Source organism: Noviherbaspirillum sp. L7-7A, assembly GCF_019052805.1.
Classification (GTDB): domain Bacteria; phylum Pseudomonadota; class Gammaproteobacteria; order Burkholderiales; family Burkholderiaceae_D; genus Noviherbaspirillum_A.
In genome coordinates, this window is the sequence record NZ_JAHQRJ010000001.1 from 3,172,627 (window position 1) to 3,197,244 (window position 24,618).

At 63.3% G+C, this 24,618-nt stretch carries 20 protein-coding genes; 12 read left to right on the plus strand and 8 right to left on the minus strand.

The genetic code is table 11. The features are described 5' to 3' along the window. Positions 1-46: 46 nt before the first annotated feature. From KTQ42_RS14460 to KTQ42_RS14470, 3 genes are all read left to right on the plus strand, one after another. Positions 47-691, plus strand: a complete 645-nt coding sequence (locus tag KTQ42_RS14460) for an SAM-dependent methyltransferase (RefSeq protein WP_249222767.1) — start codon at positions 47-49, stop codon at positions 689-691. 12 nt (positions 692-703) lie between these two features. Beyond that, positions 704-1,621, plus strand: coding sequence for a LysR family transcriptional regulator (locus tag KTQ42_RS14465; protein ID WP_217346135.1), 918 nt, complete (start codon positions 704-706; stop codon positions 1,619-1,621). 65 nt (positions 1,622-1,686) lie between these two features. Then, positions 1,687-2,466, plus strand: a complete 780-nt coding sequence (locus KTQ42_RS14470) for a class II glutamine amidotransferase (protein WP_217346136.1) — start codon at positions 1,687-1,689, stop codon at positions 2,464-2,466. A 17-nt stretch (positions 2,467-2,483) separates the two neighbouring features. Here the strand turns inward: KTQ42_RS14470 and KTQ42_RS14475 are convergent, their stop codons facing one another. The 4 genes from KTQ42_RS14475 to rocD form a co-directional block, all read right to left on the minus strand. Further along, positions 2,484-3,779, minus strand: coding sequence for a phospholipase D-like domain-containing protein (locus KTQ42_RS14475; RefSeq protein ID WP_249222768.1), 1,296 nt, complete (start codon positions 3,777-3,779; stop codon positions 2,484-2,486). Between the two features lie 162 nt (positions 3,780-3,941). Further along, positions 3,942-7,685, minus strand: a complete 3,744-nt coding sequence (gene metH / locus KTQ42_RS14480) for a methionine synthase (RefSeq protein ID WP_217346137.1) — start codon at positions 7,683-7,685, stop codon at positions 3,942-3,944. A 217-nt stretch (positions 7,686-7,902) separates the two neighbouring features. Next, positions 7,903-8,739 carry an arginine deiminase-related protein gene (locus tag KTQ42_RS14485; protein ID WP_217346138.1) on the minus strand — a complete coding sequence of 279 codons (837 nt, stop codon included), beginning with the start codon at positions 8,737-8,739 and terminating at the stop codon, positions 7,903-7,905. 50 nt (positions 8,740-8,789) lie between these two features. Further along, on the minus strand, positions 8,790-9,998 hold the full coding sequence (gene rocD / locus KTQ42_RS14490) for an ornithine--oxo-acid transaminase (RefSeq protein ID WP_217346139.1): 1,209 nt from the start codon (positions 9,996-9,998) through the stop codon (positions 8,790-8,792). A gap of 140 nt (positions 9,999-10,138) precedes the next feature. Here rocD and KTQ42_RS14495 point away from each other — a divergent pair, with 140 nt between their 5' ends. After that, positions 10,139-10,615 (plus strand): Lrp/AsnC family transcriptional regulator, encoded by a 477-nt coding sequence (locus tag KTQ42_RS14495; protein ID WP_217346140.1) that lies wholly within the window; start codon positions 10,139-10,141, stop codon positions 10,613-10,615. 27 nt (positions 10,616-10,642) lie between these two features. Here the strand turns inward: KTQ42_RS14495 and fmt are convergent, their stop codons facing one another. Next, a complete protein-coding gene (fmt, locus tag KTQ42_RS14500) occupies positions 10,643-11,617 on the minus strand; it encodes a methionyl-tRNA formyltransferase (RefSeq protein ID WP_217346141.1) in 975 nt (324 codons plus the stop codon). A 25-nt stretch (positions 11,618-11,642) separates the two neighbouring features. Continuing rightward, positions 11,643-12,179, minus strand: coding sequence for a peptide deformylase (gene def / locus KTQ42_RS14505; RefSeq protein ID WP_217346142.1), 537 nt, complete (start codon positions 12,177-12,179; stop codon positions 11,643-11,645). A gap of 176 nt (positions 12,180-12,355) precedes the next feature. On the opposite strand from def, the gene KTQ42_RS14510 reads away from it, so the two are divergent. The 7 genes from KTQ42_RS14510 (at position 12,356) to KTQ42_RS14540 (ending at position 21,235) form a co-directional block, all read left to right on the plus strand. After that, positions 12,356-13,435: a LysM peptidoglycan-binding domain-containing protein gene (locus KTQ42_RS14510; RefSeq protein WP_217346143.1), complete on the plus strand. Its 1,080-nt coding sequence runs from the start codon at positions 12,356-12,358 to the stop codon at positions 13,433-13,435. An 8-nt stretch (positions 13,436-13,443) separates the two neighbouring features. After that, positions 13,444-14,544, plus strand: coding sequence for a DNA-processing protein DprA (gene dprA / locus KTQ42_RS14515; RefSeq protein ID WP_217346144.1), 1,101 nt, complete (start codon positions 13,444-13,446; stop codon positions 14,542-14,544). Positions 14,545-14,741: 197 nt separating this feature from the next. Continuing rightward, positions 14,742-15,218 carry a DUF494 domain-containing protein gene (locus KTQ42_RS14520; RefSeq protein WP_194713967.1) on the plus strand — a complete coding sequence of 159 codons (477 nt, stop codon included), beginning with the start codon at positions 14,742-14,744 and terminating at the stop codon, positions 15,216-15,218. 258 nt (positions 15,219-15,476) lie between these two features. After that, on the plus strand, positions 15,477-18,122 hold the full coding sequence (locus KTQ42_RS14525) for a DNA topoisomerase III (protein ID WP_217346145.1): 2,646 nt from the start codon (positions 15,477-15,479) through the stop codon (positions 18,120-18,122). A gap of 271 nt (positions 18,123-18,393) precedes the next feature. Then, positions 18,394-19,374: a TRAP transporter substrate-binding protein gene (locus KTQ42_RS14530; protein WP_249222769.1), complete on the plus strand. Its 981-nt coding sequence runs from the start codon at positions 18,394-18,396 to the stop codon at positions 19,372-19,374. A gap of 66 nt (positions 19,375-19,440) precedes the next feature. Then, positions 19,441-19,935 (plus strand): TRAP transporter small permease, encoded by a 495-nt coding sequence (locus KTQ42_RS14535; protein ID WP_217346146.1) that lies wholly within the window; start codon positions 19,441-19,443, stop codon positions 19,933-19,935. A gap of 22 nt (positions 19,936-19,957) precedes the next feature. Continuing rightward, positions 19,958-21,235, plus strand: a complete 1,278-nt coding sequence (locus KTQ42_RS14540) for a TRAP transporter large permease (RefSeq protein ID WP_217346147.1) — start codon at positions 19,958-19,960, stop codon at positions 21,233-21,235. A gap of 69 nt (positions 21,236-21,304) precedes the next feature. Here KTQ42_RS14540 and KTQ42_RS14545 read toward each other — a convergent pair whose 3' ends face one another. Continuing rightward, positions 21,305-22,066: an SDR family oxidoreductase gene (locus KTQ42_RS14545; protein WP_217346148.1), complete on the minus strand. Its 762-nt coding sequence runs from the start codon at positions 22,064-22,066 to the stop codon at positions 21,305-21,307. A 39-nt stretch (positions 22,067-22,105) separates the two neighbouring features. After that, complete coding sequence (locus KTQ42_RS14550; RefSeq protein WP_217346149.1) at positions 22,106-23,542, minus strand: aldehyde dehydrogenase family protein; 1,437 nt, start codon at positions 23,540-23,542, stop codon at positions 22,106-22,108. A 252-nt stretch (positions 23,543-23,794) separates the two neighbouring features. Here KTQ42_RS14550 and KTQ42_RS14555 point away from each other — a divergent pair, with 252 nt between their 5' ends. Beyond that, entirely contained in the window at positions 23,795-24,535 is a 741-nt protein-coding gene (locus tag KTQ42_RS14555; protein WP_249222770.1) for a FadR/GntR family transcriptional regulator, read from the plus strand. The last annotated feature ends 83 nt before the right edge of the window (positions 24,536-24,618 follow it).

The window sequence follows — 24,618 nt, forward strand, 5'->3', positions numbered from 1 at the left end:
CGCGATGCATGCCAATTCAAGTCCCATCCACAGTACCCAGCCAGGAATGCATGACGACCTGGCGCAGCAAGTGGCCAAGCACGCGGCCACGGTGTTTCGCAAACCTGTCACCGATTACAACCGCCGCGCCTTTGACGCCAGCATCGCAGCCTGGGAAGCCCACGGCAGGGCGCCGCTGATCCTCGACGCCGGCTGCGGCGTCGGCCTGTCGACGCTCCATCTGGCAGCACGCCATCCCGACCATTTCGTGATCGGCGTCGACCAGTCAGCCGATCGTCTGGCGCGCCAGGTGTACTGGCCCGATGCGCTCCCCGCAAACTGCCTGCGCCTGCGTGCCGACCTGGTGGACTACTGGCGCCTGATGCTGGCATCCGGCGTGCGGCCGGCGCGGCATTACCTGCTCTATCCCAACCCGTGGCCCAAGAAGCAGCACCTGGGCCGGCGCTGGCATGGTCATCCGGTGTTTCCCACCGTGGTGGCGCTGGGCGGGCAGCTTGAATGCCGCAGCAACTGGCGCATCTACATCGACGAATGCGCGGCGGCACTGACCCAGCTGACCGGCCTGCCGGTACAGACCGAATCGTTCGATGCGGTCGCACCGATCACGCCGTTCGAGGAGAAATACCGCGCATCGGGCCATGCCCTCTGGCGCTGCCGCCTCGCCCTGCCCTCTTCCCCTGAACGACAATAAAAAGGCTGCAGCATGGATCGCCTGCAATCAATGCGCGTATTTTCCAAAGTGGTTGAACAGGGCAGCTTCGCCCGCGCCGCCCAGGTGATGGAATTATCGAATGCGGTCGTCACCCGCCATGTGGCCGACCTGGAAAACCATCTAGGCACCCGGCTGCTCAACCGCACGACACGCAAGCTGTCGCTGACCGAAACCGGCCAGGCCTATCTGGAGCGGGTCAATCGCATCCTGGCCGACATCGACGATGCCGATGCCATCGTTACCTCGCAGTCGAAGAAGCCCACCGGCACCCTGCGCATCTATTCGCAGCTGGGCTTCGGCAAGCAGCGCCTGGCCGAGCTGCTGCCGCTCTACGCCGCAGCCAATCCGGATGTGACGCTGGATGTGACGCTGTCGGAACGCACCATCGACCTGGTGGAGGAAGGCTACGATATCGGCATCTTCACCGGGCTGCAGAAGTTCGATGCCAGCATGATCTCGCGCCAGCTCGGCATGGCCGAAGTGCTGCTGTGCGCCTCGCCGGGCTACATCAGGCAGCGCGGCGAACCGCGCGTGCCCGAGGACGTGACGGCCCATGACTGCCTGAATTTCTCCAACGTGGACCTGCTGCGCAACCACTGGCCGATCGCCACCGACACCGAAGCCGTCAACATTCCGATCCGCAGCCGCATGCTGAGCAACAACAGCGAGCTGCTGCGCAACTGCGCCGCCGCCGACATGGGCCTGGTGGTGGGGCCCTCGTATGCCATGATCGATGACATCAAGAGCCACAGGCTGGTGCGCCTGCTGGATCAATACCGCCTGGGGCAAATGGCTGTGATGCTGGTCTATCCCAGCCGGCGCCAGATGTCGGCCAAGGTGCGCAGCTTCATCGACTTCATCACCGCCCGTTTCCCGCATCCCGAAACCGATCCATGGTGCGGCAAATAACGCAGGCAATGCCGCATCCGTGGTAGTGTATTTTCCTTTTTGCGAAGCTTCTTCCCGATTCCGCCATGTGCCAGCTTCTTGGAATGAACTGCAATGTTCCGACCGACATCGTGTTCAGCTTCACCGGCTTCGCCACCCGCGGCGGCCGCACCGACAACCACAATGACGGCTGGGGCATTGCCTTTTTCGAAGGCGCCGGCGTGCGCCATTTCGTCGACTACCAGGCCGCCACCGCTTCGCCCATCGCCGCGCTGATCAAGCAATGCCCGATCAAGTCCAAGAACGTGATCGCGCATATACGCAAGGCCACGCAGGGCCGGGTGGCGCTGGAAAACTGCCATCCCTTCGTGCGCGAAATGTGGGGCCGCTACTGGGTGTTTGCCCATAACGGCGACCTCAAGGAATTCCGTCCGGTGCTCGACGGCGCCTTCCGTCCGGTCGGCACCACCGACAGCGAACTGGCCTTCTGCTACCTGCTGCAGCGGTTGCGCAGCCGTTTCGGCGATACCATGCCCGCGCTGCCGGAACTGACGTTGGCCGTGCGTGAACTGACCACGGAAATCGCCGCCCACGGCGTATTCAACATGATGCTGTCCGACGGCTCGGCCCTGTTCGCGCATTGCTCCACAAATCTGCATTACCTGGTGCGGCAGCATCCGTTCGCCGAGGCCCGGCTGTCCGATGAAGACGTGATCGTGGATTTTTCCCAGGTCACCACGCCGCGCGACAAGGTCGCCATCATCGTCACCGCGCCATTGACCACCAACGAGACCTGGCTGCCCTTCGAAGCCGGCGAAATGAAGGTCTTCATCGATGGCGAGCCGATCAGCCCGGCGCTATCCTGAGGCAGCCGCGCAGGCGCCTACAGCAGCGGCCCCAGCCAGGAAGCGACCTTCTCCCAGGCCTTTTCCTTCAGCGGCCGGTCCAGCCATTGCTCGTAGGTGATGCGGCGCGCTTTCTTCAGGTCCTGTTCGAAGATGGCGATCTGCTGGCGCGCGAAGCCGGCGTCGTAAATGTTCAAGTTGGCTTCATCGTTCATCTGGAACGAGCGGTCGTCGAAATTGGTGGAGCCCACCGAGACCAGCAGGCCGTCGACGATCATCACCTTGCAGTGATACATGGTGGGCTGGTATTCGCTGATCTCCGCGCCCGCCTGGAGCAGTTCGCCCCACATGCCGCGTGAGGAACTGCGCACTGCCTCGGCATCGATGTTCTTTCCCGGCAGGATGATCTGCAGCCGCACGCCGCGCTTCATCGCATCGATCAGCGCGTTGCGGGTCATTTCATCCGGCACGAAATAGGAGGCGGAAATCTGGATGTTGCGCTCGGCCGCAGTGATGGCCAGCAGGTACATCAGGTGCATGCTCTCGCTGCCGCCGGAGGGCGAACTGCTGAAGACCTGCGCCCGCGCCGTGCCTGGCTGTGCCTGCGGCGGAAAATAGTCGTCGCCATGCAGCACCTTGCCGGTGGTCTTGGTCCAGTTGTCGATCAGGACCGCCTGCATCTGCGCCACCACCGGACCCTCGGCCCGGAAGTGGGAATCGCGCCAGTGGTCCGGGTCCTGCGCATTGCCGGTCCATTGGCCGGCGATGCCGACGCCGCCGGTAAAGCCGATGCGGCCATCCACCACCAGCAGCTTGCGGTGGGTACGGTTGTTGATGCGGCCGAGGTTGTACCAGCGCAGCGGATGATACTGCCGCACTTCTACGCCGGCCTGGCGCATCTGCTCCAGGTCCTTGTCGTCCATCTTGGCGCTGCCCACCCAGTCGATCAGCAGATGCACCTTGACGCCGGCGCGGGCGCGCTCGGAGAGTGCCTCGGCGAACTCGCGGCCGATCTCCTCGGACCAGTAGATATAGGTTTCGAAATTGATGGTCTTCTTCGCGCCGCGGATGGCTTTGAGCATCGACGGGAAGATCTGGTCGCCGTTGAGCAGCGCCTCGACCTTGTTGCCATCGACGATCTGCGGCCCAAGCATCACGCCCATGGAGCGCTGGAACTGCGGGTCCGACACCGCATAGAGGCGCGATATCTCCTGCTTGATCTGCTTCTCGCCGGAGGAGAAATTCACGACCAGCAGGGTGACGAGCACCGTGGCCAGGATGCTGGCGATAGCCACCATCACTTTGCTGCGCGTGGTTTGCGGTCTCCAGATCATTTTTCGTTGGCTGCAGTATGGATGAGCCAGCTTAGCAGCAACGATGAAAGCCAGGCTTGCGCCGGATCGATTGCAGGAACGACAACGCAAATGAAAGACGCCCGCTATATCGCGGGCGCCGGTGACATCAAACGATCCGGCCCTGAGGCCAGATGCAGGCGATCACAGGTTGGGCGCCAGCCAACGCTCGATCTCTTCTTTCGAAACGCCACGCCGCGCCGCCATGTCTTCCACCTGGTCCATGCCGATCTTGCCGACGCTGAAGTACTTCGACTCCGGATGCGCCAGGTAAAAGCCCGACACCGCCGCGCCCGGATACATCGCATACGACTCGGTCAGCTGCATGCCGATTTCCTCGGCCTGCAACACGCGGAACATGTCGGCCTTGACCGTGTGTTCCGGGCAGGCCGGATAGCCCGGCGCCGGGCGGATGCCCTGGTATTCCTCGCGGATCAGCGCCGCATTGTCCAGCGTCTCGTCCGCCGCATAGCCCCACAGGTCGCGCCGCACCCGCTCGTGCATCTGCTCGGCAAAGGCTTCGGCGAGGCGGTCAGCCAGCGATTTCAGCATGATGGAGGAATAGTCGTCATGCGCATCCTCGAAGCGCTTCTCGTGTTTCTCGATGCCGATGCCAGCGGTCACCGCGAACATGCCGATGTAGTCGGCGATACCTGACGACTTGGGCGCGATGAAGTCGGCCAGGCACTGGTTGGGCCGCGCCACGCCGTCGATCACGGGCTTGACAGTCTGCTGGCGCGCGCCATACCAGGTGAAGGCAACCTCGCTGCGGGTTTCATCGGTATAGATCTCGATGTCGTCATCATTGACGCTGTTGGCAGGCAGCAGCGCGATCACGCCATTGGCTGTGAGCCAGCGGCCATCGATCACCTTCTTCAGCAGCGCCTGCCCTTCCTCGAATACCTTGCTTGCCGAGGCGCCCACCACTTCATCGGTCAGGATCGCGGGATACGGCCCGGCCAGGTCCCAGGTCTGGAAGAACGGGCCCCAGTCGATGTACTGTGCCAGCTGGGCCAGGTCGACATTCCTGAACACCCGGCGGCCGATGAACTTCGGCTTGACCGGCGCGAACTGCAGCTGCGCGCGGTTCTTGCGGGCGTCGGCCAGCGACAGCATCGGCACCGCCTTGCGGTTGGCATGCTGCTCGCGGATGCGTTCGTAGTCGGTCGCAATCTCCTGCACATACTGGTCGCGCTGTTCGGGCGTGAGCAGCGACTGCGCCACCGACACCGAGCGCGACGCGTCCGGCACATAGACCACCGGGCCTTCATAGTTCTGCGCAATCTTCACCGCGGTATGGGCGCGGCTGGTGGTGGCGCCGCCGATGAGCAGCGGAATCTTCAGCATGCGGAAATGCGGGTCGCGCTGCATCTCCCTGGCGACATAGGCCATCTCTTCGAGCGACGGCGTGATCAGGCCCGACAGGCCGATGATGTCGGCATTCTCGGCCTTGGCGCGCGCCAGGATTTCCGAGCACGGCACCATCACGCCCATGTTGACGACCTCGAAGTTATTGCATTGCAGGACCACCGACACGATGTTCTTGCCGATGTCGTGCACGTCGCCCTTGACGGTGGCGATGACGATCTTGCCCTTGGGCTTGGCGGCCACGCCGGTCCTGCGTTCCTCTTCCAGCTTTTCCTGCTCGATGTAGGGAATCAGGTGCGCCACTGCCTGCTTCATCACCCGCGCCGACTTCACCACCTGCGGCAGGAACATCTTGCCCTGGCCGAACAGGTCGCCGACGATGTTCATGCCATCCATCAGCGGCCCTTCGATCACCTGGATAGGACGGCCGCCGCTGGCCAGCAGTTCCTGCCTCGCTTCCTCGGTATCCTCGACGATCCACTGGGTGATGCCATGCACCAGCGCATGCGCCAGGCGCTGCTGCACCGTGCCGGCACGCCATTCCAGGCTCTGCTCTTCCTTCTTGCCGCCTGCCTTCAGGGTGCCGGCGATCTCGATCATGCGCTCGGTCGCATCCGGCCTGCGGTTCAGCACCACGTCTTCCACCCGCTCGCGCAGTTCGGGATCGAGCTCGCTGTAGACGCCGACCATGCCGGCATTGACGATGCCCATGGTGAGGCCCGCCTGGATCGCGTGATACAGGAATACGGTGTGGATGGCTTCGCGCGCCGGATCGTTGCCACGGAAGCTGAAGCTCACATTGGAAACGCCGCCGCTGATCTTGGCATGCGGCAGGTTCTCGCGTATCCAGCGGGTCGCGTTGATGAAGTCGACCGCGTAGTTGTTGTGTTCCTCGATGCCGGTGGCAATGGCGAAGATGTTGGGATCGAAGATGATGTCTTCCGGCGGGAAGCCCACCTTTTCAACCAGCAGGTCGTAGGCGCGCTTGCAGATCTCGATCTTGCGCTCGAAGGTGTCGGCCTGTCCGGTCTCGTCGAAGGCCATCACGATCACGGCCGCGCCATAGCGGCGGCACAACGTGGCCTGGCGCAGGAATTCCTCCTCGCCTTCCTTCATCGAGATCGAGTTCACCACCGCCTTGCCCTGCACGCATTTCAGGCCGGCCTCGATCACGGACCACTTCGACGAGTCGATCATGATGGGAACGCGCGCGATGTCGGGCTCGGACGCGATCAGGTTGAGAAAGCGCGTCATGGCCGCCTGCGAATCGAGCATCGCCTCGTCCATGTTGATGTCGATGATCTGCGCGCCGTTTTCCACCTGCTGGCGCGCCACCGCCAGCGCCTCGTCGTACTGCTCGTTCAGGATCAGCCGGGCGAAGGCCTTGGAGCCGGTCACGTTGGTGCGCTCGCCCACGTTGACGAACAGCGAGTCCTCGTCGATCGTGAACGGCTCCAGGCCGGACAGCCGCATCGCCGGCGGCACCTGCGGCAGCTTGCGCGGCGCAATCGTCTTCACCGTCTCGGCGATGGCGCGTATATGGTCGGGCGTGGTGCCGCAGCAGCCGCCGGCGATATTGACGAAGCCGCTTTCGGCGAAGTCCTTGAGCAGCGAGGAAGTCACGTCCGGCGTTTCATCGAAACCGGTGTCGGACATCGGGTTGGGCAGGCCGGCATTGGGATAGATGCAGACAAAGGTGTCGGCGATCTTGGACAGCTCTTCCGCGTAGGGCCGCATCAACGCCGCGCCGAGCGCGCAGTTCAGGCCCACCGTCAGGGGCTGCGCATGGCGCACCGAGTTCCAGAATGCCGGCACGGTCTGGCCGGACAGGATGCGTCCCGAGGCATCGGTCACCGTGCCGGAGATCATGATCGGCAGTCGCTGGCCGGATTCCTCGAAGAACTGGTCGATCGCAAACAGCGCGGCCTTGCAGTTGAGCGTGTCGAAAATCGTTTCGACCAGCAGCACGTCGGCGCCGCCTTCGACCAGGCCGCGGGTCTGCTCCAGATAGGCCGCCACCAGTTCGTCGAAGGTGACGTTGCGCGCGGCCGGGTCGTTCACGTCGGGCGAGATCGATGCGGTCTTGGGCGTCGGCCCCAGCGCGCCGGCGACGAAGCGCGGCTTGTCAGGCGTGGAATACTTGTCGCAGGCTGAGCGCGCCAGGCGGGCCGCGGTCACGTTCATTTCAGAGGCGAGGTCGGCCATCCTGTAGTCTTCCTGCGCCACCGTGGTGGCGCCGAAGGTGTTGGTCTCGATCAGGTCGGCGCCGGCGGCCAGGTATTTCTCATGGATCTCGCTGATGATCTGCGGCTGGGTCAAGGTCAGCAATTCATTGTTGCCCTTGACGAACATTTCCTTGCCCGGCACCTGGAAGTCGGCAAACCGCGTGCCGCGGTAATCCTCTTCGGTCAGATGGTATTGCTGGATCATGGTGCCCATGGCGCCGTCCAGGATCAGGATGCGCTGGGACAGCAGATCGCGCAGCAGCGCCTCGGTGGAAGAAATGGAATCGCGTTTCATGTGATGTGGTCCAAGAGAACAAAAATGAAAAACCCGGCCGGTAAAGCGGGGCCGGGTTTGTTCAGGTCCGCTTTAGCTGCATTTGTTGGAAGACGGCCTGTGGAGGACTGTTCCGCGCCCGCAAGCTGGGTTTGACTTTGCAATCAAATCGGCGCGGGAAAAATTATACGTGAATTCGCTTTGCGCCGAGCGGACGGGGCATCGGCGCAGCAGCGTGTCAGGGCAAGGCCAGCGCCGGCGTGCGCGCTTCGGTCAGCTTCAGGGTCAGGCATTTGGCCGAGCCGCCGGCTTTCATGAATTCCGACAAGCGGGTCTGGTGCACGGTATAGCCGTGGGCGGCCAGCGCCGCGCACAGGCTGTCGGATGCCTGGTTCAGGATCACATGGCGGCCGCAGTTGACGGCATTGCAGGCGAATGCGTCCGCATCCGCGGCGCCGACGGCAATACGCAGTTCGGGCGGCACCAGCGTGGCGATGCGTTCCTGCGAGGCCGCGTCGAAGGCGGCCGGATGGTACAGCAGCGCGCCGCCCTCCAGCGGGCACAGGCAGGTGTCGAGATGATAAAAGTGCGGATTGACCAGCCGCAGCGGTTCCACTTCGACATCGAACCGGCTGGCGATCATCGCAGCGGCCGCGGAGTCGGAGCGGTGGCCATGTCCCATCCACAGCAGGGGCAGGCGACGGTCGAACAGCGCATCGCCAGCGCCTTCGAAGTAGACATCCGGCGGCAGCGTCAGCACCTCAAAACCATGCTCGGCGAACCATTGCGCGAAGTAGGCTTCCTCTGGCCGCCGCTCGGCATGCCGGAAATTCGACAGCAATACCCTGTTTTCCAGCACCAGCCCGGCATTGGCGGTGAATACCAGGTCCGGCACGCCTTCCCTGGCACTGATACAGTCGACCTGCGCATGGCGTCGCAGCAATGCCAAGAGCGCGCTCCACTGCTGCATCGCCACTGGATTACTGCCGCGCGCGATGTTGCCTTCCATCCATGGATTGATCACATAGGCCACTTCGAAGTGCTGCGGTGCGCACATCAGGAAACGCGCTTTCATTGCCAGCCCTCCCTGCTGATGATTGTTCTACGGCGGCGGCCAGCCGCCATTCAGGCTGCCATGTCGAATTCGTCCAGCACTGCCGCCACTGCCGCTACAGCAATATCGATTTCCTGCTCACTGATTACCAGCGGTGGCGCCAGCCTGACCACGGTGCCGTGGGTGTCCTTGCTTAGGACGCCGAAGTACATCAGGCGTTCGCAAAACTCCCGCGCGGAAATGTGCGTTGAATCAAGTTCCATGCCGATCAGCAATCCCTTGCCGCGCACTTCCCGGATTGCCGGATAGCGCAGCCTCCGCAGCCGACCCAGCAGCAGCGCACCCATGCGCTCGGCGCGCGCGGCCAGATTTTCCTCTTCAAGCAGGTCCAGTGCCGCATGGCCGACAGCGCAGGCCAGCGGATTGCCGCCAAAGGTGCTGCCATGGTCGCCCGGCCGGAACACGCCCATCACGTCCGGGCGCGCCAGGAAGGCTGACACCGGCAGCAGGCCGCCACCGAGCGCCTTGCCGAGAATCAGACCGTCCGGCTGCACGCCCTCGTGCTGGCACGCCAGCAGACGGCCGGTGCGGCACAGGCCGGTCTGCACCTCGTCGCAGATCAGCAGCACATTGTGGCGGCTGCAGATCGCGCGGCATTGCGCCAGATAGCCGTCGGGCGGCACGATGATGCCGGCTTCTCCCTGCACCGGCTCAACGAGGAATGCGGCGGTGTCGGGCGTGATCGCCGCTTCCAGCGCGGCGGCGTCGCCGAACGGCACCGACACGAAGCCCGGCGCAAACGGCCCGAAACCCTGCCGGTATTGCGCCTCGGAGGAAAAGCCGACGATGGTAGTGGTGCGGCCGGCGAAATTGCCGGCGCAGACGATGATCTGTGCCCGCTCCGGCGTCACGCCCTTGACCTGATACGCCCACTTGCGCGCCGCCTTCAAGGCCGTTTCCACGGCCTCGGCGCCGGTATTCATTGGCAATGCGCGCGCCATGCCCGTCATTTCGCACAGCCGCTGCAGGAAAGGTCCCAATCGGTCGGTGTAATAGGCGCGTGATGTCACCGCCAGGGTTTGCGCCTGCGCCGTCAGCGCCGCTACCAGGCGCGGATGGCTGTGGCCGAAACTGGTGGCCGAATAGGCTGACATCATGTCCAGGTAGCGCTTGCCGTGGATGTCGGTCAGCCAGACGCCGGCGCCGCTGTGCAGCACTACCGGCAGGGGCGCATAGTTTTCTGCGCAAACCTTTTTTTCAAGGGCAATCAGGTTTTCCATGAACGTATCCCCATTCAGATCAACCAAGCGTTTGCCTACACATGTTAGCCCCGAATGCGGAAAAGATTTGTGCTTTATCAGGCATGGAACAGATGGGTTATGAAAGGATCGTTTGTGTATCAATCCTTCGGAGAGAACAAATGGAAAAGCTCGACCGATACGACCGCATACTTCTGACGACATTGCAGAAAAACGGCCGTGCTTCCAATGTCGAATTGTCGGAGCAGGCCAGCCTTTCAGCGCCCCAGTGCTACCGTCGGGTGCGTCGGCTGGAAATGGACGGCATCATCCGGGGCTACACCGCGCAGGTGGTGCCTTCCAGCCTGGGTCTGGATGTGGTGGCCTTCGTCAGCCTGACGATCGATCGCGAACAGTTCAAGAATGTGCGCGACCTGGAGAAGGTGATACGGGATTTCCCCGAAATCCTGGAGTGCTACACGATTTCGGGCGACTTCGACTATCTGCTCAAGGTGGTGTCCACCGACCTGCGTTCCTTTTCCGCCTTCCTCACCGACAGGCTGATGCAGGTGCCGGGCGTAGCCCGCATGCGCTCCATGATCTGCCTGGAAGAGATCAAGCCGGCCAGCCCGCTGCCGCTGCCGCCCGCGCTGAGCTAGCGCCTGTCGTCAAGGCTCACAAAGCGTTCAGGAAGCCGCTTTGGCGCCCGCGTCGAAACGGCCACCTTCCATCGGAAAGCCTTTCAGGAAATCGACTGCGGGGAGCCGCTTGCCGCCTGGTTTCTGCAACTGCCTCAGGCGCAGCACGCCTTCTCCGCACGCCACCAGCACGCCCTTCGCAGCATCGGCGGCGAGGATGGTGCCCGGCGCCGCGCCGCTGCCCGCATCAACGGTGTCGACTTGCCAGATCTTCACCGGCACGCCGTTGAACTGCCCGCTTGCGCCGGGAAATGGATTGAATGCGCGGATCTTCCTGGCCAGCACGGCGGCTGGCTGCGTGAAATCGAGCGCGGCCTCTTCCTTGGCAATCTTGGCCGCGTAGGTCACGCCTGCTTCAGGCTGCGGCCGGGCAGACAGCGTTCCCGCCTCCATCTGGCGCAAGGCATGGACGATCATGGTCGCGCCCAGCGCGGCGAGCTTGTCGTGCAGGCTGGCGGTGGTGTCGTCCGGCGCGATCGGCAAGGCCTGCCACAGCAGCATCGGGCCAGTATCCAGGCCTTCGTCCATCTGCATGATGGTCACGCCGGTTTCGGTGTCGCCCGCCTCGATGGCGCGATGAATCGGCGCCGCGCCGCGCCAGCGCGGCAGCAGCGATGCATGAATATTGATGCAGCCGCGCGGCGCAATGCCCAGAACCGATGCCGGCAGGATCAGGCCATAGGCGGCCACCACCATCACATCATGCGGCGTGTTCTGCAGCAGCGCATGCGCCTGGCGCGCTTCGTCGGGATATTTGCCGTTCAGGCGCAGCGACACCGGCTGCGCTACCGGGATGCCATGCTGCTGCGCATACTGCTTCACGGCCGATGCCTGCAGCTGCATGCCGCGTCCGGCCGGACGGTCGGGCTGGGTCAGTACCAGGGGAATCTCGAAACCTGCCTCGTGCAGGGATTTCAGGGCAGACGCCGCGAATTCGGGCGTGCCGGCATAGATGATTTTCATGGGCGCGATTGTAGCGCCCCGGCGCTTACCTCGCGCCCACGACCTTCTGCTGTTCCCGCTTCAGTTCGCGCTCTTCCTTGATCATGCGGGTCTTGATCCGGTTGCGCTTCAGCGGAGACAGGTATTCGACGAACACCTTGCCCTTCAGATGATCCATCTCGTGCTGGATGCAAACGGCAAGCAGGCCGTCGGCCTCGACTTCGAACGGCTTGCCGTCAAGATCGAGCGCGCGCACTTTCACCCGCGCCGGCCGCTCCACGCCGTCATACACGCCGGGCACCGACAGGCAGCCCTCATCGTAGACCTGCCTTTCCGGACTGGCCCAGGTGATCTCGGGATTGATGAACACCTTGAGATCGTCATGGGTTTCGGACGTGTCGATGACGATCAGTTGCTCATGCACGTCGACCTGGGTCGCCGCCAAGCCCACGCCGGGCGCTTCATACATGGTCTCGGCCATATCGGCGGCGAGCTTTTTTAACCTGTCATCGAACACCTTGACCGGTTGTGCGACCTTGTGAAGACGCGGGTCGGGATAACGGAGAATATTCAGTTGGGACATACGACTTTTGCGCAACAATAGAAGAGGAATAGATGGTGGTTCTTCTTGCCAGTTCAAGTAATTGAAGGCAGAATTTGATTCACTACGGCAACATTTTTCAACGATTGCCTGACAAGCATCACGCTGTGCCCAGCCTGTAGTCGTTCCTTCGCTTCGCCGTCACTACCGGAAAAACCATGAAAAAGTTTAGCACAGCCGGCCTGCTGTTCGCGCTTGCCTGCACTGCGGCATCCGCTGCCACGTCCACTGAAACGCCTTCCACCGCAGCCAAGTGCCAGTTCCTGGACAACGCGCCAGATCAGCATCAGGTAGCGCGCGGCGACACCTTGTGGAGCATTTCCGGGCGTTTCCTGCAGCATCCCTGGTGCTGGCCGCAGGTGTGGGGCATCAACCGGGAGCAGATCAGCAATCCGCACTGGATCTATCCCGGCCAGACGGTGTATTTCGACCGCGCCAGCGGCCAGTTGCGGCTGGCGCGCGCCGTCGGCGGCGAAGGCGGCCTGCCAACGGTGCGCATGTCGCCGCAGATACGGATGGAAAACATGGCTGCCGATGCCATCCCGGCCATTCCGGCCAGCGTCATCGAGCCCTTTCTCACGCAGCCGCTCCTGGTCGAGGAAGGCAAGCTGGCCGAGGCGCCGCGCGTGCTGCAGGGCGGCGACGGGCATGTGTACATGGGCAAGGGCGACGTCGCCTATGTGCGCGGCAGGATCGATGGCGACACCGTGTTCCAGGTCTATCGTCCCAGCCAGCCGCTGCGCGATCCGGACACCGGCGCCATCCTCGGCTACGAAGCCGCTTACCTGGGCACGATGAAGCTCACGCGCGCGGCGCGTGCCGACGACGAGGCGCATCGCTTCGTGGTCACCAGCGCGGTGCGGGAAATCGGCGTGGGCGCGCAACTGGTGCCGATGCCGCCCGCGCCCATCGTCAACTACGTGCCGCACCGGCCGCAGGTGGAAACCAGCGCCCGCGTGATGTCGGTCTATGGCGGCGTGGCCTACGCCGGCCAAAACAACGTGGTCACGATCAACCGCGGCAGCAGGCAGGGCCTGGATGCCGGCAGCGTGCTGGAACTGTATCGTCGCGCCGGCGTGGTGGCGGACCGGGCGGCAGGCAACCAGCCGGTGCGCTTGCCTGATGAGCGCTACGGTTCGGTGTTCGTTTTCCGGACTTTCGACAATGTCTCCTACGGCCTGGTCATGCAGGTCACCGCGCCGGTCCGGGTCGGTGACGTCGCCAGGTCACCAGAGTAAGCGCGGCCATGACCGGCGGAGACCTGGCGGCATGGCTTAGACTTCAACAGACGCCCGGCCTGGGCATCATCGCCGCACACAAGCTGCTCAGCGCATTCCCGGGACCCGAGGCTATCCTGGCTGCGGATGCCGGCCGCCTCTGCGCGCTGGTCGGCAGCAAGCTGACCACAGCGCTGCTGGCACCACCCACGGCGACGCTTCAGGCCCTGATAGAAAAAACTCTTTCCTGGGCCGCCCTTCCCGGCAATCATGTGCTGACGCTGGCGGACGAGCACTATCCGCCCCTGCTGCTGGAAATCGCCGATCCGCCGCTGCTGCTGTATGCAAAGGGCCGGCTCGAACTGATCCGCCGCGAATCGCTGGCCATCGTCGGCAGCCGCAATGCCAGCGTGCAGGGCACGATGCATGCGCGCCAGTTTGCACAGACCCTGTCGGAGGCTGGCCTGACCATCGTTTCCGGCATGGCGCTCGGCATCGACACGGCGGCGCATGAAGGCGCGCTGGCAGGCGCGGGCAGCACGATTGCCGTGATCGGCACCGGCGCCGACATCGTCTACCCGGCGCGCAACCATGCGCTCGCCCACCGCATTGCCGAGGCAGGCTGCCTGCTTTCCGAATATGCATTGGGGACGCCGGCGCTGCCGGCCAACTTCCCGCGCCGCAATCGCATCATCAGCGGGCTGTCCGGCGGCACGCTGGTGGTGGAAGCGGCGGCCCAGTCAGGCTCGCTGATCACCGCGCGCCTTGCGGCCGAGCAGGGCCGGGATGTCTATGCCATCCCGGGCTCGATACAGTCGCCGCTGGCGCGCGGATGCCATGAACTGATCCGTCAGGGCGCCAAGCTGGTCGAAACGGCGGCAGACATTCTGGAAGACCGGAAATCTTTGCATTTGACCAGCAATCCGGAAGAAAAGCCGCTTTTTGTCCCCGGCTCTGGCAGTTGCGACAACGATATTTTGAGGATAATCGGCTATGATCCGGTCAGCCTGAATGCGCTGGCCGCTCGGGCCGGCGTGGATGCCGCTACAATGAATGCGCAGGTGCTGATGCTGGAAATGGATGGGCAGGTGGAACTGCTGCCAGGCGGATTGATCAGGCGATTGGCCTGAAGTTGAGCAAGCTCCACTAACCGCCGACGTGCGCTCTTATAATGAATGCAACGCTTTGGCGTTGCAGCAGGTCCTGAATGGCAAACGGGTTTTTTACATCGATCTTGAAAAAACAAGCTGTCACAAATTTGCAACTGCGATGCTGTTAATCGCACAAATTATTGTGATGCTCAACTTCTTACCTTTACAGTAAAACCATGTTTGATGTCCTAGTCTATCTTTACGAAACCTATTACCGGCCGGATGCCTGCCCGGACTCCGAGGCGCTCGTGAAGAAACTGTCAGCCGTTGGCTTCGAGGAGGAAGAAATCTCCAAGGCGCTTGGCTGGCTGACCGACCTTGCGGAAACGACCAATGAATTCTCGATGCTGCATCCGCAGCAGACCAGCTTTTCGGCAGGCTTTCGCATCTACGTGGAACGGGAATTCGACGTGCTGGGCACGGCTGCGATCGGTTTCATCCAGTTCCTGGAGTCGGCCAAGGTCATCAATCCGCTGCAGCGTGAAATCGTGGTGGAACGGGCGCTTGCCGCCAGCGAATCGCAGATCTCGCTGGACAAGCTCAAGGTCATCGTGCTGATGGTGCTGTGGAGCCAGGGCAAGGAACCGGACGGGCTGATGTTCGACGAATTGTTTCTGGATGACGACGAGGCGCAAACCCGGCAATTGCATTAACAAACATCACGGGTTTGTGCGCGCCAGCTGGCGCGCCAATGATTACAGGCCGCGTTATCGCGGCTTTTTCATTCGGCGGCTTGCTTGCGATTTCAGACGCAACCCGCTTATCATTGGCCGCAACTACGCAGGCGGTGCGGTCTGAGTCACCTCTTCCAGGCCTGATGCATTCAGGCAAGCGTCTGAATGCAATGTAAATTATCCCTGTACCATGCAGTCCATCACGCGAAACACGCGTCCATTGCGAGACCCATTTCTATGACCAAGACCCTCATCATCGCAGAGAAGCCTTCTGTCGCGAACGACATCGCGAAGACGCTCGGCGGCTTCACGAGGCACGATGAGTATTTCGAGTCCGACCAGTACGTGCTGTCGTCCGCTGTCGGCCATCTGGTGGAAATCACCGTGCCTGAAGAATACGACGTCAAGCGCGGCAAATGGTCATTCGCGCATCTGCCCATGATCCCGCCGCATTTCGATCTCAACCCGATCGCGAAAACCGAGTCGCGCCTGAAGGTGCTGAACCGGCTGATCAAGCGCAAGGATGTCGGCATGCTGATCAATGCCTGCGACGCCGGGCGCGAGGGCGAGCTGATCTTCCGCCTGATTGCGCAGTATGCGAAGGCCAAGCAGCCGATCAAGCGGCTGTGGCTGCAGTCGATGACGCCGGGCGCGATCCGGGAAGCCTTCGGCCATCTGCGGGAAGACCGCGAGATGATGCCGCTGGCCGATGCCGCGCGCTGCCGCAGCGAGGCCGACTGGCTGATCGGCATCAACGGCACCCGTGCCATGACCGCCTTCAATTCCAAGGAAGGCGGCTTCTATCTCACCACCGTGGGCCGGGTGCAGACGCCGACGCTGTCCATCGTGGTCGAGCGGGAAGAGAAGATCAAGAAGTTCGTGCCGCGCGACTACTGGGAAGTGCGCGCCGAGTTCGGCTGCGCCGCCGGCACCTATGAAGGCCGCTGGCTCGACACGAAGCACAAGCGCGACGAGAACGACCCCGAGAAGCGCGCCGAGCGGCTGTGGAACCGGGCCGACGCCGATGCCATCGTGGCCGCCTGCCGCGGCAAGCCCGGCCGCGTCACCGAGGAATCCAAGCCCACCACCTCGATGGCGCCGGCGCTGTTCGACCTGACCAGCCTGCAGCGCGAGGCCAATGCCCGCTTCGGCTTCTCGGCCAAGAACACGCTGGGCCTGGCGCAGGCGCTGTATGAAAAGCACAAGGTGCTGACCTATCCGCGTACCGATTCCCGCCATCTGCCGGAAGACTACCTGAACACGGTGCGGCAGACGCTGGACACCATCTCGGAGAACAACAACTACCACCAGTTCGCCAAGCAGATCCTGAACAACAACTGGGTCAAGCCGAACAAGCGCATCTTCGACAACACCAAGATCAGCGACCACTTCGCGATCATCCCGACCACGCTGGCGCCGAAGAACCTGTCGGAGCCGGAACAGAAGCTGTACGACCTGGTGACGCGCCGCTTCATGGCGATCTTCTTCCCGGCCGCCGAATTCCAGGTGACCACCCGCTTCACCGAAGTGGAAGGACACCAGTTCAAGAGCGAGGGCAAGGTGATGACCAATCCCGGCTGGCTGGCGGTGTACGGCCGCGAAGTCGCCGAGGAGAAGTCCGAGAAGTCGGACAAGGCCGGCAGCGACCGCATCCTGGTGCCGGTGGCCAAGGGCGAACAGGTGAAGACAGAGAAGGTCGACACGGTGGCGCTGGTCACCAAGCCGCCCGCGCGCTATACCGAAGCCACGCTGCTGTCGGCGATGGAAGGCGCCGGCAAGCTGGTCGATTCCGAGGAGCTGCGCGAAGCGATGGCGGGCAAGGGCCTGGGCACGCCGGCCACGCGCGCGGCCATCATCGAAGGCCTGCTCAATGAAAAGTACCTGCTGCGCGAAGGCCGGGAAATCATCCCGACCGCCAAGGCCTTCCAGCTGATGACGCTGTTGCGCGGCCTGGGCGTGAATGAACTGACCGCGCCGGAACTGACGGGCGAATGGGAGTACAAGCTCTCGCAGATGGAGCGCGGCCGCATCAGCCGCGAGGAATTCATGCGCGAGATCGCCGCAATGGCCGAGGTCATCGTCAAGCGCGCCAAGGAATACAGCAACGACACCATCCCCGGCGAATATGCGACGCTCAACACGCCCTGCCCGAACTGCGGCAGCGTGGTAAAGGAAAACTATCGCCGCTTCGCCTGCACCAAGTGCGACTTCTCCATGAGCAAGACGCCGGGCAGCAGGCAGTTCGAGATCCATGAGGTGGAGGAACTGCTGGCCCGCCGCACCATCGGTCCGCTGCAGGGCTTCCGCTCCAAGATGGGCCGGCCGTTTGCCGCGATTCTCAACATCGTGCGCGACGAGGACATCAGGAACTTCAAGCTGGAGTTCGACTTCGGCCAGAACGATGGCGAGTCCGAGGACGGCGAAGGCGTCGACTTCAGCGAGCAGAAGCCCCTCGGGCCCTGCCCGAAATGCCAGGCGGGCGTCTATGAAATGGGCCTGGCCTATGTCTGCGAGCACAGCGTGGCCAAGCCCAAGACCTGCGACTTCCGCAGCGGCCGCATCATCCTGCAACAGGAGATCCTGCCCGAGCAGATGGCCAAGCTGCTCAACGAAGGCAAGACCGACCTGCTGCCAGGCTTCGTCTCGCAGCGTACCCGGCGGCCGTTCAAGGCCTTCCTGGTGCGCGGCAAGGATGGCAAGGTGAGCTTCGAGTTCGAGGAGCGCAAGGGAAAGCCGCCCGCCAAGGGCAAGACCGATGCGGACGGCCCGGAACAGGCAGCAGCGGCAGCCAGGAAGCCGGCGGCGGTGAAGAAGCCAGTGGCAAGGAAAGCGGTGGCGAAGAAGGCTGCTGCCAAGCGGCCGGCGGTAAAAAAAGCCGCCTGACGTCAGCGGTGCGCATCAGACCGCGCCACAGCGCAACACAAGGGAAAAAGGGCCGTGATTACCGCGGCCCTTTTTTAATGGCGATGCAGTGGCGGCAAAATGCTGCCTTGGGTCCGCCGTCCATGTGCATGCTCCCCTGTCTTCTTCAAGCATGCTGTTGCGCGACGTGTGGCTTGAATATATAGTTGTAATACAAGTTACAGGCAGCTGCGATTCAGTTCCCCTGAGCCGCTCATCCCACCTTGACCACAACAACACCCAGGAGACTTGCATGATTTCTTTCCGCATGGGCGCATCCGCGCTCGCATTGGCAGTGGCCGCGGGCTTTTCCGCGAGCGCGATGGCTGTCACCACGATGCGCATCAGCGTCTCGATTCCGCAGAACTCGCACCAGGGCGTGGCCATCGACACCTTCGCCAAGGAAGTGGAGAAGCGTACCGAAGGCCGCTACAAGATCCAGACTTTCTATTCCGCGTCGCTGGGCGCCGAGCGCGAAGCCACCGAGGCAGTACAGCTGGGCACCCAGGAACTGACCTTTACTTCCACTGGCCCGATACCCAACTTCGTGCCCGAGGTGAAGATCCTCGACGTGCCCTTCCTGTTCCGCGACTATGCCCATGCGCGCGCCGTGCTGGACGGCCCGATCGGCCAGGAACTGCTGCAAAAATTCGATGCCCGCGGCATGAAGGCGCTGGCATGGGGCGAGAACGGTTTCCGCCACATGACCAACAGCAAGCGCGCGGTCAACGCGCCGGAGGACCTCAAGGGCCTGAAGATGCGCACCATGGAAAACCCGGTGCACGTGCAGGCCTACAAGGGCTTCGGCATCATCCCGACGCCGATGGCATTCAGTGAAGTATTCACCGCGCTCCAGCAGGGCACGGTCGATGGCCAGGAAAACCCGCTGTCGGTGATCACCTCGGCCAAGTTCGACCAGGTGCAGAAGTACCTGACCCTGACCGGCCATGTCTACTCGCCCTGCGTCTTCCTGATGAACAAGGGCGCTTTCGACAAGCTGTCCGCAGCCGACAAGACCGCCTTCCTGGAAGCAGCCAAGGAGGGCGTGAAGGCCAACCGCATGCGGGTCGATTCGGATGAAAAGATGGCCGTGGCCGACCTGCGCGCCAAGGGCATGACCGTGGTCGACCAGGTCGACAAGACGCGTTTCCAGAGCGCGCTGTCGCCGGTGTATGCCGACTTCGAGAAGCAGTTCGGCAAGGCCAACCTGGACCGCATCCGCAACTACAAATAATCCTTCAGCCCGCCCCCATCCGGGGCGGCGCTCGTCGCGAGCGACTTTCCCCTCAAGGACAGCAACATGAAATCTGCCTTCCTCAAATTTGAGCATGGCCTGAATCTCGTATCGCTCAGCATCGCCGGCATCATGCTGCTCATTGCCGCCGTGCTGGGCATGGTTCAGGTCCTGATGCGCTTCGTGCTGGAGCAGCCTTCCGAATGGAGCGAGGTGCTGGTGCGCTTTTCCCTGATCTGGATGGTGTTTCTCGGCATACCGGCCGCGTTCCGGCTGGGCTCCATGGTGTCGGTGGACCTGATGCACCGCAAGTCCTCGCCCGCCTTCCGCCGCGTGCTGGACTTCCTGATCATGGCGGCGTCGCTGGTGCTGCTGGGCTTCATCGCCTGGTTCGGCTGGGACTATGCCGTACGCGGCCAGGTGCAGACCATCATCGGCCTGGAGGCATTCTCGATGTTCTGGGCTTACCTCTCCATGCCGGTCGGCGCGCTGTGCGCCATGGTGGGCGTGATCGGCAACTTCCTCGATCCGCGCCACGAAGAACTCGAAACCGCAACCTGAACCGACATCAAGAGAGCCATTCATGTCCACCACCATGCTCATCACGATGATTGTCTGCTTCGCCTTTTCGGTATCGATTGCGGTATCGATCGGCCTGGCCAGCATCGTCGGAATTTCCGTCGCCAATGCCAACATGCTGCTGGTGGCGAAGGAGATCTTCAATTCAATCAACAAGTTTCCTCTGGCCGCGATTCCCTTCTTCATCCTGGCCGGCAACCTGATGGAAACCGGCGGCATCTCGCGCCGGCTGGTGGAGTTCGCCAAGTCGCTGGTCGGCGGCATCCAGGGCGGCCTGGCCGCCAGCTGCGTGCTGACCTGCATGATCTTCGCCGCCGTGTCCGGCTCGTCGGTAGCCACCACCTTCGCCATTGGCGCCATCCTGATCCCGGCCCTGATCAAGCATGGCTATCCGGTCGGCTATGCGGCTGCGCTGCAGGCAACGTCGGCGGAACTGGGCGTGATCATCCCGCCATCCATCCCGATGATCCTGTACGGCGTGTCGGCCGAAGTCTCGATCGGCGAGCTGTTCATTGCCGGCATCGGCCCCGGCCTGTTCATCGGCATTGCGCTGATGATCTTCGCGGTGATCTATGCCCGCTTCAAGGGCTATGGCAAGGATGACCATGTCGGCAAGATGAACGTGCTGCCTGCCACCCGCCAGGCTGCACTGGCGCTGCTGATGCCCGTCATTATCCTGGGCGGCATCTACGGCGGCATCTTCACCCCGACCGAGGCGTCCGCAGTGGCGGTGTTCTATGCCCTCGTGGTGGGCGTCTTCATCTACCGCGAAATCAAGCTGCCGGACCTGGTCGTCATCTTCAGGAAGTCGGTGCTGTCGTCGGCGGTGGTGATGTTCATCATCGCCAATGCCGGCCTGTTCTCCTTCATGATCACCCGCGCCGGCGTGCCCGACATGATCGGCGCCTGGCTGGCCGACGTGCTCAAGAGCCCCGCCTACTTCCTGCTGGGCGTGAACGCCGCGCTGTTCGTGATCGGCATGTTCATCGAGACCTCGGCCTCGATCATCGTGCTGGCGCCGATCCTGGCCCCGGTGGCGATGCGCTTCGGCATCGACCCGGTGCACTTCGGCATGGTGATGGTGGTGAACCTGGCGCTGGGCATGATCACGCCGCCATTCGGCGTGAACCTGTTTGCCGCCTGCACCGTGGCGAAGATCTCGCTGGACCGCATCATCCCGAGGCTCTTGCCCTTCGTGCTGACCGTGATTGCCTGCCTGATGGTGGTGACCTATTTCCCCGGACTGTCGCTGTACCTGCGCGACATCGTCTATCACCGCTGATGTAAAAAGCCGCGGCGGGTATCCCCTGCCGCGGCTTCTGCCTGAATTGCCGACTGCGTCGCTTATTCGCTAGACGCAGCGCGCGCCATCCACTTCAATGCACACGCCGCTGATGAATGCGGCCTCATCCGAGGCCAGGTACAGCGCCGCATTGGCCACATCCAGCGCGGTCGAGAACCGTCCCAGCGGAATCGTCGACAGGAATTTCGCCCGCCGCTCCTCGGTGATCTCGCCGCCGATGAAGGATGTCGACAGCGCCGTATCCGGATTGAACACCGGGTTGATGCAGTTGACCCGGATGTTGTCCGGCCCGAGTTCCACCGCCATCGACTTGCTGGTGCCGATCACGGCCGACTTGCTGCCGTTGTACCAGGTCAGGCCGGGCCGCGGCCGCACGCCGGCGGTGGACGCGATGTTGATGAACACGCCGCCGCCCTGGCGCCGGAACACCGGCGTGGCATGCATGGCCGACAGGTAGATGCTCTTCACGTTCACCGCATAGCAGCGGTCGAAGTCTTCTTCCGGCACGTCCAGCATGGGCTGGTTGCGATGGGTCCAGCCGGCGTTGTTGACCATCACGTCCAGCCGGCCGAACTGCTGCACGGCTTGGGCAACCAGCGCCGCCATGCTGGCGCTGGATGTCACATCGCCCTGGATGAAGCGGGCCATGCCGCCGCCGGCCAGTATCTCTTCCGTCACCCGCTCGCCGCCGGCCGGCAGCAGGTCATTGACGACCACTTTCGCGCCCTCTTCCGCCAGCCGTTTGGCAATGCCTTCGCCGATGCCCGATCCGGCGCCGGTAACGATCACCACCTTGTCCTTTAACCGCATGCTGTCTCCTGTTGTTATCGAAATGAATGCTGTCGCGCATCAGCCATGCCGGATGGCGATGGTCTTCAGCGCAGTGAAGCCGTACAGCGCCTCGAACCCTTTTTCACGGCCATGGCCGCTGGCCTTGACGCCGCCGAAGGGCAGCTCAACCCCGCCGCCGGCGCCGTAGTTGTTGATGAAGACCTGGCCGGCGCGCACCGCGCGGGCCATGCGCATCTGGCGCGCGCCGTTCTCGGTCCAGACGCCGGCGACCAGGCCGAAGGCGGTGCTGTTGGCCAGCCGCAGCGCGTCATGCTCGTCGTCGAAGGCCATGGCCGCCAGGACCGGGCCGAACACTTCCTCCTGCGCCAGGCGATGGGTATGCGGCACGTCGCGCAGCAGGGTCGGCGCCTGGTAGAAGCCGCTTTCCGGCGCCTGCGGCACGATGCTGCCCTGGGCCATCACCGAGATGCCGTCGCTGTGCGCGTCCGACAGGAAGTCCCAGACCCGCTGCTGCTGCTGGCGGCGGATCAGCGGACCGCAGTCGAGGTCCATCTGGGCCGGGCCGACCTGCAGCCGTTCGAACACGCTGGCCAGCAGGTCCAGCACCTTTTCATAGGCGGGCCGCTCGATGAGCAGGCGGCTGCCGGCTGAGCAGGTCTGGCCGGCGTTCTGCACGATGGCGCTGGTCACGGCCGGCAGCAGCAGGTCCATGTCGGCGTCGGCAAACACGATCTGCGGCGACTTGCCGCCCAGCTCCAGCGTGACCGGCACATGGTTGACGGCGGCCGCCTGCGACACCAGGGTGCCGACCGAAGGCGAGCCGGTGAAGGACACATGATCGATGCCCGGATGCGACACCAGCGCCGCACCCGCTTCATGGCCATAGCCGGTAACGATGTTGATCACGCCGGCGGGGAAGCCGATGTCCGCCGCCAGCTGCGCCAGGCGCAGGATGGACATGCAGGCATCCTCGGCCGGCTTGACCACGCAGGTATTGCCGGCCGCCAGCGCGCCGCCGACCGAGCGCCCGAAGATCTGCAGCGGGTAGTTCCAGGGAATGATGTGGCCGGTTACGCCCAGCGGCTCGCGCAGCGTCAGCACCGTGTAGCCAGCCTGATACGGAATGGTTTCGCCATGCAGCTTGTCGCAGGCGCCGGCATAGAACTCGAAGTAGCGCGCCACCGCGGCGGCATCGGCGCGCGCCTGGCGCAGCGGCTTGCCGCAGTCGCGCGCTTCGAGCTGCGCAAACTCCTCGCCATGCTCGATCAGGGCCTGGGACAGCCGATAAAGCAATCGGCCGCGCTCGGCGGCCGACATCACGCTCCATTCGCCCTCGAACGCCGTGCGCGCCGTCTGGATGGCGAACTGGATATCTTCGGCATTGCCGCGGGCGATTTCGTCATATTGCTGGCCATCGGAGGGATCGATGACGGGAATCGCCTGGCGCGATGCCGAAGCGACCCAGCGGTTACCGATGAAGTGCTGGTCAGGCATGATGATCCTCCAGGGTTGGGTGGTCGTGCGTGGCGGCGCATTGCTCATTGTGCGCTGCGCTGCATTTCTGCCTTGCATTGCAAAGTGCAATGGTCGCCGTGAACAATCAGGAAGACGCCATGACGCATGGCAAGTTCCGTTGCCGTCTACATCTGCCTGCGTGCCGGCATGGCCCAGGGCGCGCCGGATCGTGTGGAAGCATAGCCGAGCCAGTTGTATGATTACAATACATTTCCCCTTCAGGACCGCTCCATGACCAAGCTGCAGGATCTTCCGATAGCAACCCTGAGCGCCACCGCCAAGATGCCGGACCGTGTCACGGCCGCCCTGCTGTCGCTGATCCGCACCGGTGAATATCCGCCCGGCGCCCGGCTGCCGTCGGAAATGCGCATGGCCACCAGCTTCGGCGTAAGCCGCACGGTCATCCGCGAGGCAGTGTCGCGGCTCAAGTCGGAAGGGCTGGTCGAATCGCGCCAGGGCAGCGGCGTTTATGTGCGCACCGGCAGCATGGATACGCCCTTCCGCATCGATCCGACCGTCGCCGACTCGGTGCAGTCCTTGTTGCAGGTGGTGGAACTGCGGCGCGGGCTGGAATCGGAAATCGCCGCGTTGGCGGCCGAGCGGCGCACGCCGGCGCAACTGGACGAAATCCGCGCTGCGCTGGCCGCAATCGAAGCCGATGTGGCCACCGGCGGCGACGGCGTGGATGCCGATATGGCATTCCACCGGGCGATTGCGCGCGCCACCGGCAATCCGCATTTCCTGGCGCTGTGGGACTTCCTGGGGCAGTTCCTGCGCGGCGCCATGACGGTAACCCGGGCGCTGGAAGCCGAGCGGCAGGAAATGGGCCGGCAGGTGCTGGACGAGCATCATGCCCTGCTGGAAGCCATCGCCGCCGGCGACCCGGCCGCCGCCAGCGCCGCCGCGCGCCACCACATGGTCATGGCTTCGCAGCGCATCGGCACCCTGGAAGCGGGCGCGCTCGGCGCATAGACGGCTGCGGCGGGCACAAAGCCGGCGCCTCCGCTTCTCGCTACAATGACTGCGTTAATCAAACTACAACCAGCGAGACAGCT

Excerpts from the sequence above, each read along its gene's own strand:
- KTQ42_RS14525 (WP_217346145.1), top strand. The coding sequence starts at position 15,477 with ATGACCAAGACCCTCATCATCGCAGAGAAGCCTTCTGTCGCGAACGAC.
- KTQ42_RS14495 (WP_217346140.1), top strand. The coding sequence starts at position 10,139 with ATGGAAAAGCTCGACCGATACGACCGCATACTTCTGACGACATTGCAG.
- KTQ42_RS14550 (WP_217346149.1), bottom strand. The coding sequence starts at position 23,542 with ATGCCTGACCAGCACTTCATCGGTAACCGCTGGGTCGCTTCGGCATCG.
- KTQ42_RS14535 (WP_217346146.1), top strand. The coding sequence starts at position 19,441 with ATGAAATCTGCCTTCCTCAAATTTGAGCATGGCCTGAATCTCGTATCG.
- metH (WP_217346137.1), bottom strand. The coding sequence starts at position 7,685 with ATGAAACGCGATTCCATTTCTTCCACCGAGGCGCTGCTGCGCGATCTG.
- fmt (WP_217346141.1), bottom strand. The coding sequence starts at position 11,617 with ATGAAAATCATCTATGCCGGCACGCCCGAATTCGCGGCGTCTGCCCTG.
- KTQ42_RS14555 (WP_249222770.1), top strand. The coding sequence starts at position 23,795 with ATGACCAAGCTGCAGGATCTTCCGATAGCAACCCTGAGCGCCACCGCC.
- dprA (WP_217346144.1), top strand. The coding sequence starts at position 13,444 with ATGACCGGCGGAGACCTGGCGGCATGGCTTAGACTTCAACAGACGCCC.
- KTQ42_RS14520 (WP_194713967.1), top strand. The coding sequence starts at position 14,742 with ATGTTTGATGTCCTAGTCTATCTTTACGAAACCTATTACCGGCCGGAT.
- KTQ42_RS14460 (WP_249222767.1), top strand. The coding sequence starts at position 47 with ATGCATGACGACCTGGCGCAGCAAGTGGCCAAGCACGCGGCCACGGTG.
- KTQ42_RS14485 (WP_217346138.1), bottom strand. The coding sequence starts at position 8,739 with ATGAAAGCGCGTTTCCTGATGTGCGCACCGCAGCACTTCGAAGTGGCC.
- KTQ42_RS14470 (WP_217346136.1), top strand. The coding sequence starts at position 1,687 with ATGTGCCAGCTTCTTGGAATGAACTGCAATGTTCCGACCGACATCGTG.
- KTQ42_RS14545 (WP_217346148.1), bottom strand. The coding sequence starts at position 22,066 with ATGCGGTTAAAGGACAAGGTGGTGATCGTTACCGGCGCCGGATCGGGC.
- KTQ42_RS14475 (WP_249222768.1), bottom strand. The coding sequence starts at position 3,779 with ATGATCTGGAGACCGCAAACCACGCGCAGCAAAGTGATGGTGGCTATC.
- def (WP_217346142.1), bottom strand. The coding sequence starts at position 12,179 with ATGTCCCAACTGAATATTCTCCGTTATCCCGACCCGCGTCTTCACAAG.
- KTQ42_RS14530 (WP_249222769.1), top strand. The coding sequence starts at position 18,394 with ATGATTTCTTTCCGCATGGGCGCATCCGCGCTCGCATTGGCAGTGGCC.
- KTQ42_RS14465 (WP_217346135.1), top strand. The coding sequence starts at position 704 with ATGGATCGCCTGCAATCAATGCGCGTATTTTCCAAAGTGGTTGAACAG.
- rocD (WP_217346139.1), bottom strand. The coding sequence starts at position 9,998 with ATGGAAAACCTGATTGCCCTTGAAAAAAAGGTTTGCGCAGAAAACTAT.
- KTQ42_RS14510 (WP_217346143.1), top strand. The coding sequence starts at position 12,356 with ATGAAAAAGTTTAGCACAGCCGGCCTGCTGTTCGCGCTTGCCTGCACT.
- KTQ42_RS14540 (WP_217346147.1), top strand. The coding sequence starts at position 19,958 with ATGTCCACCACCATGCTCATCACGATGATTGTCTGCTTCGCCTTTTCG.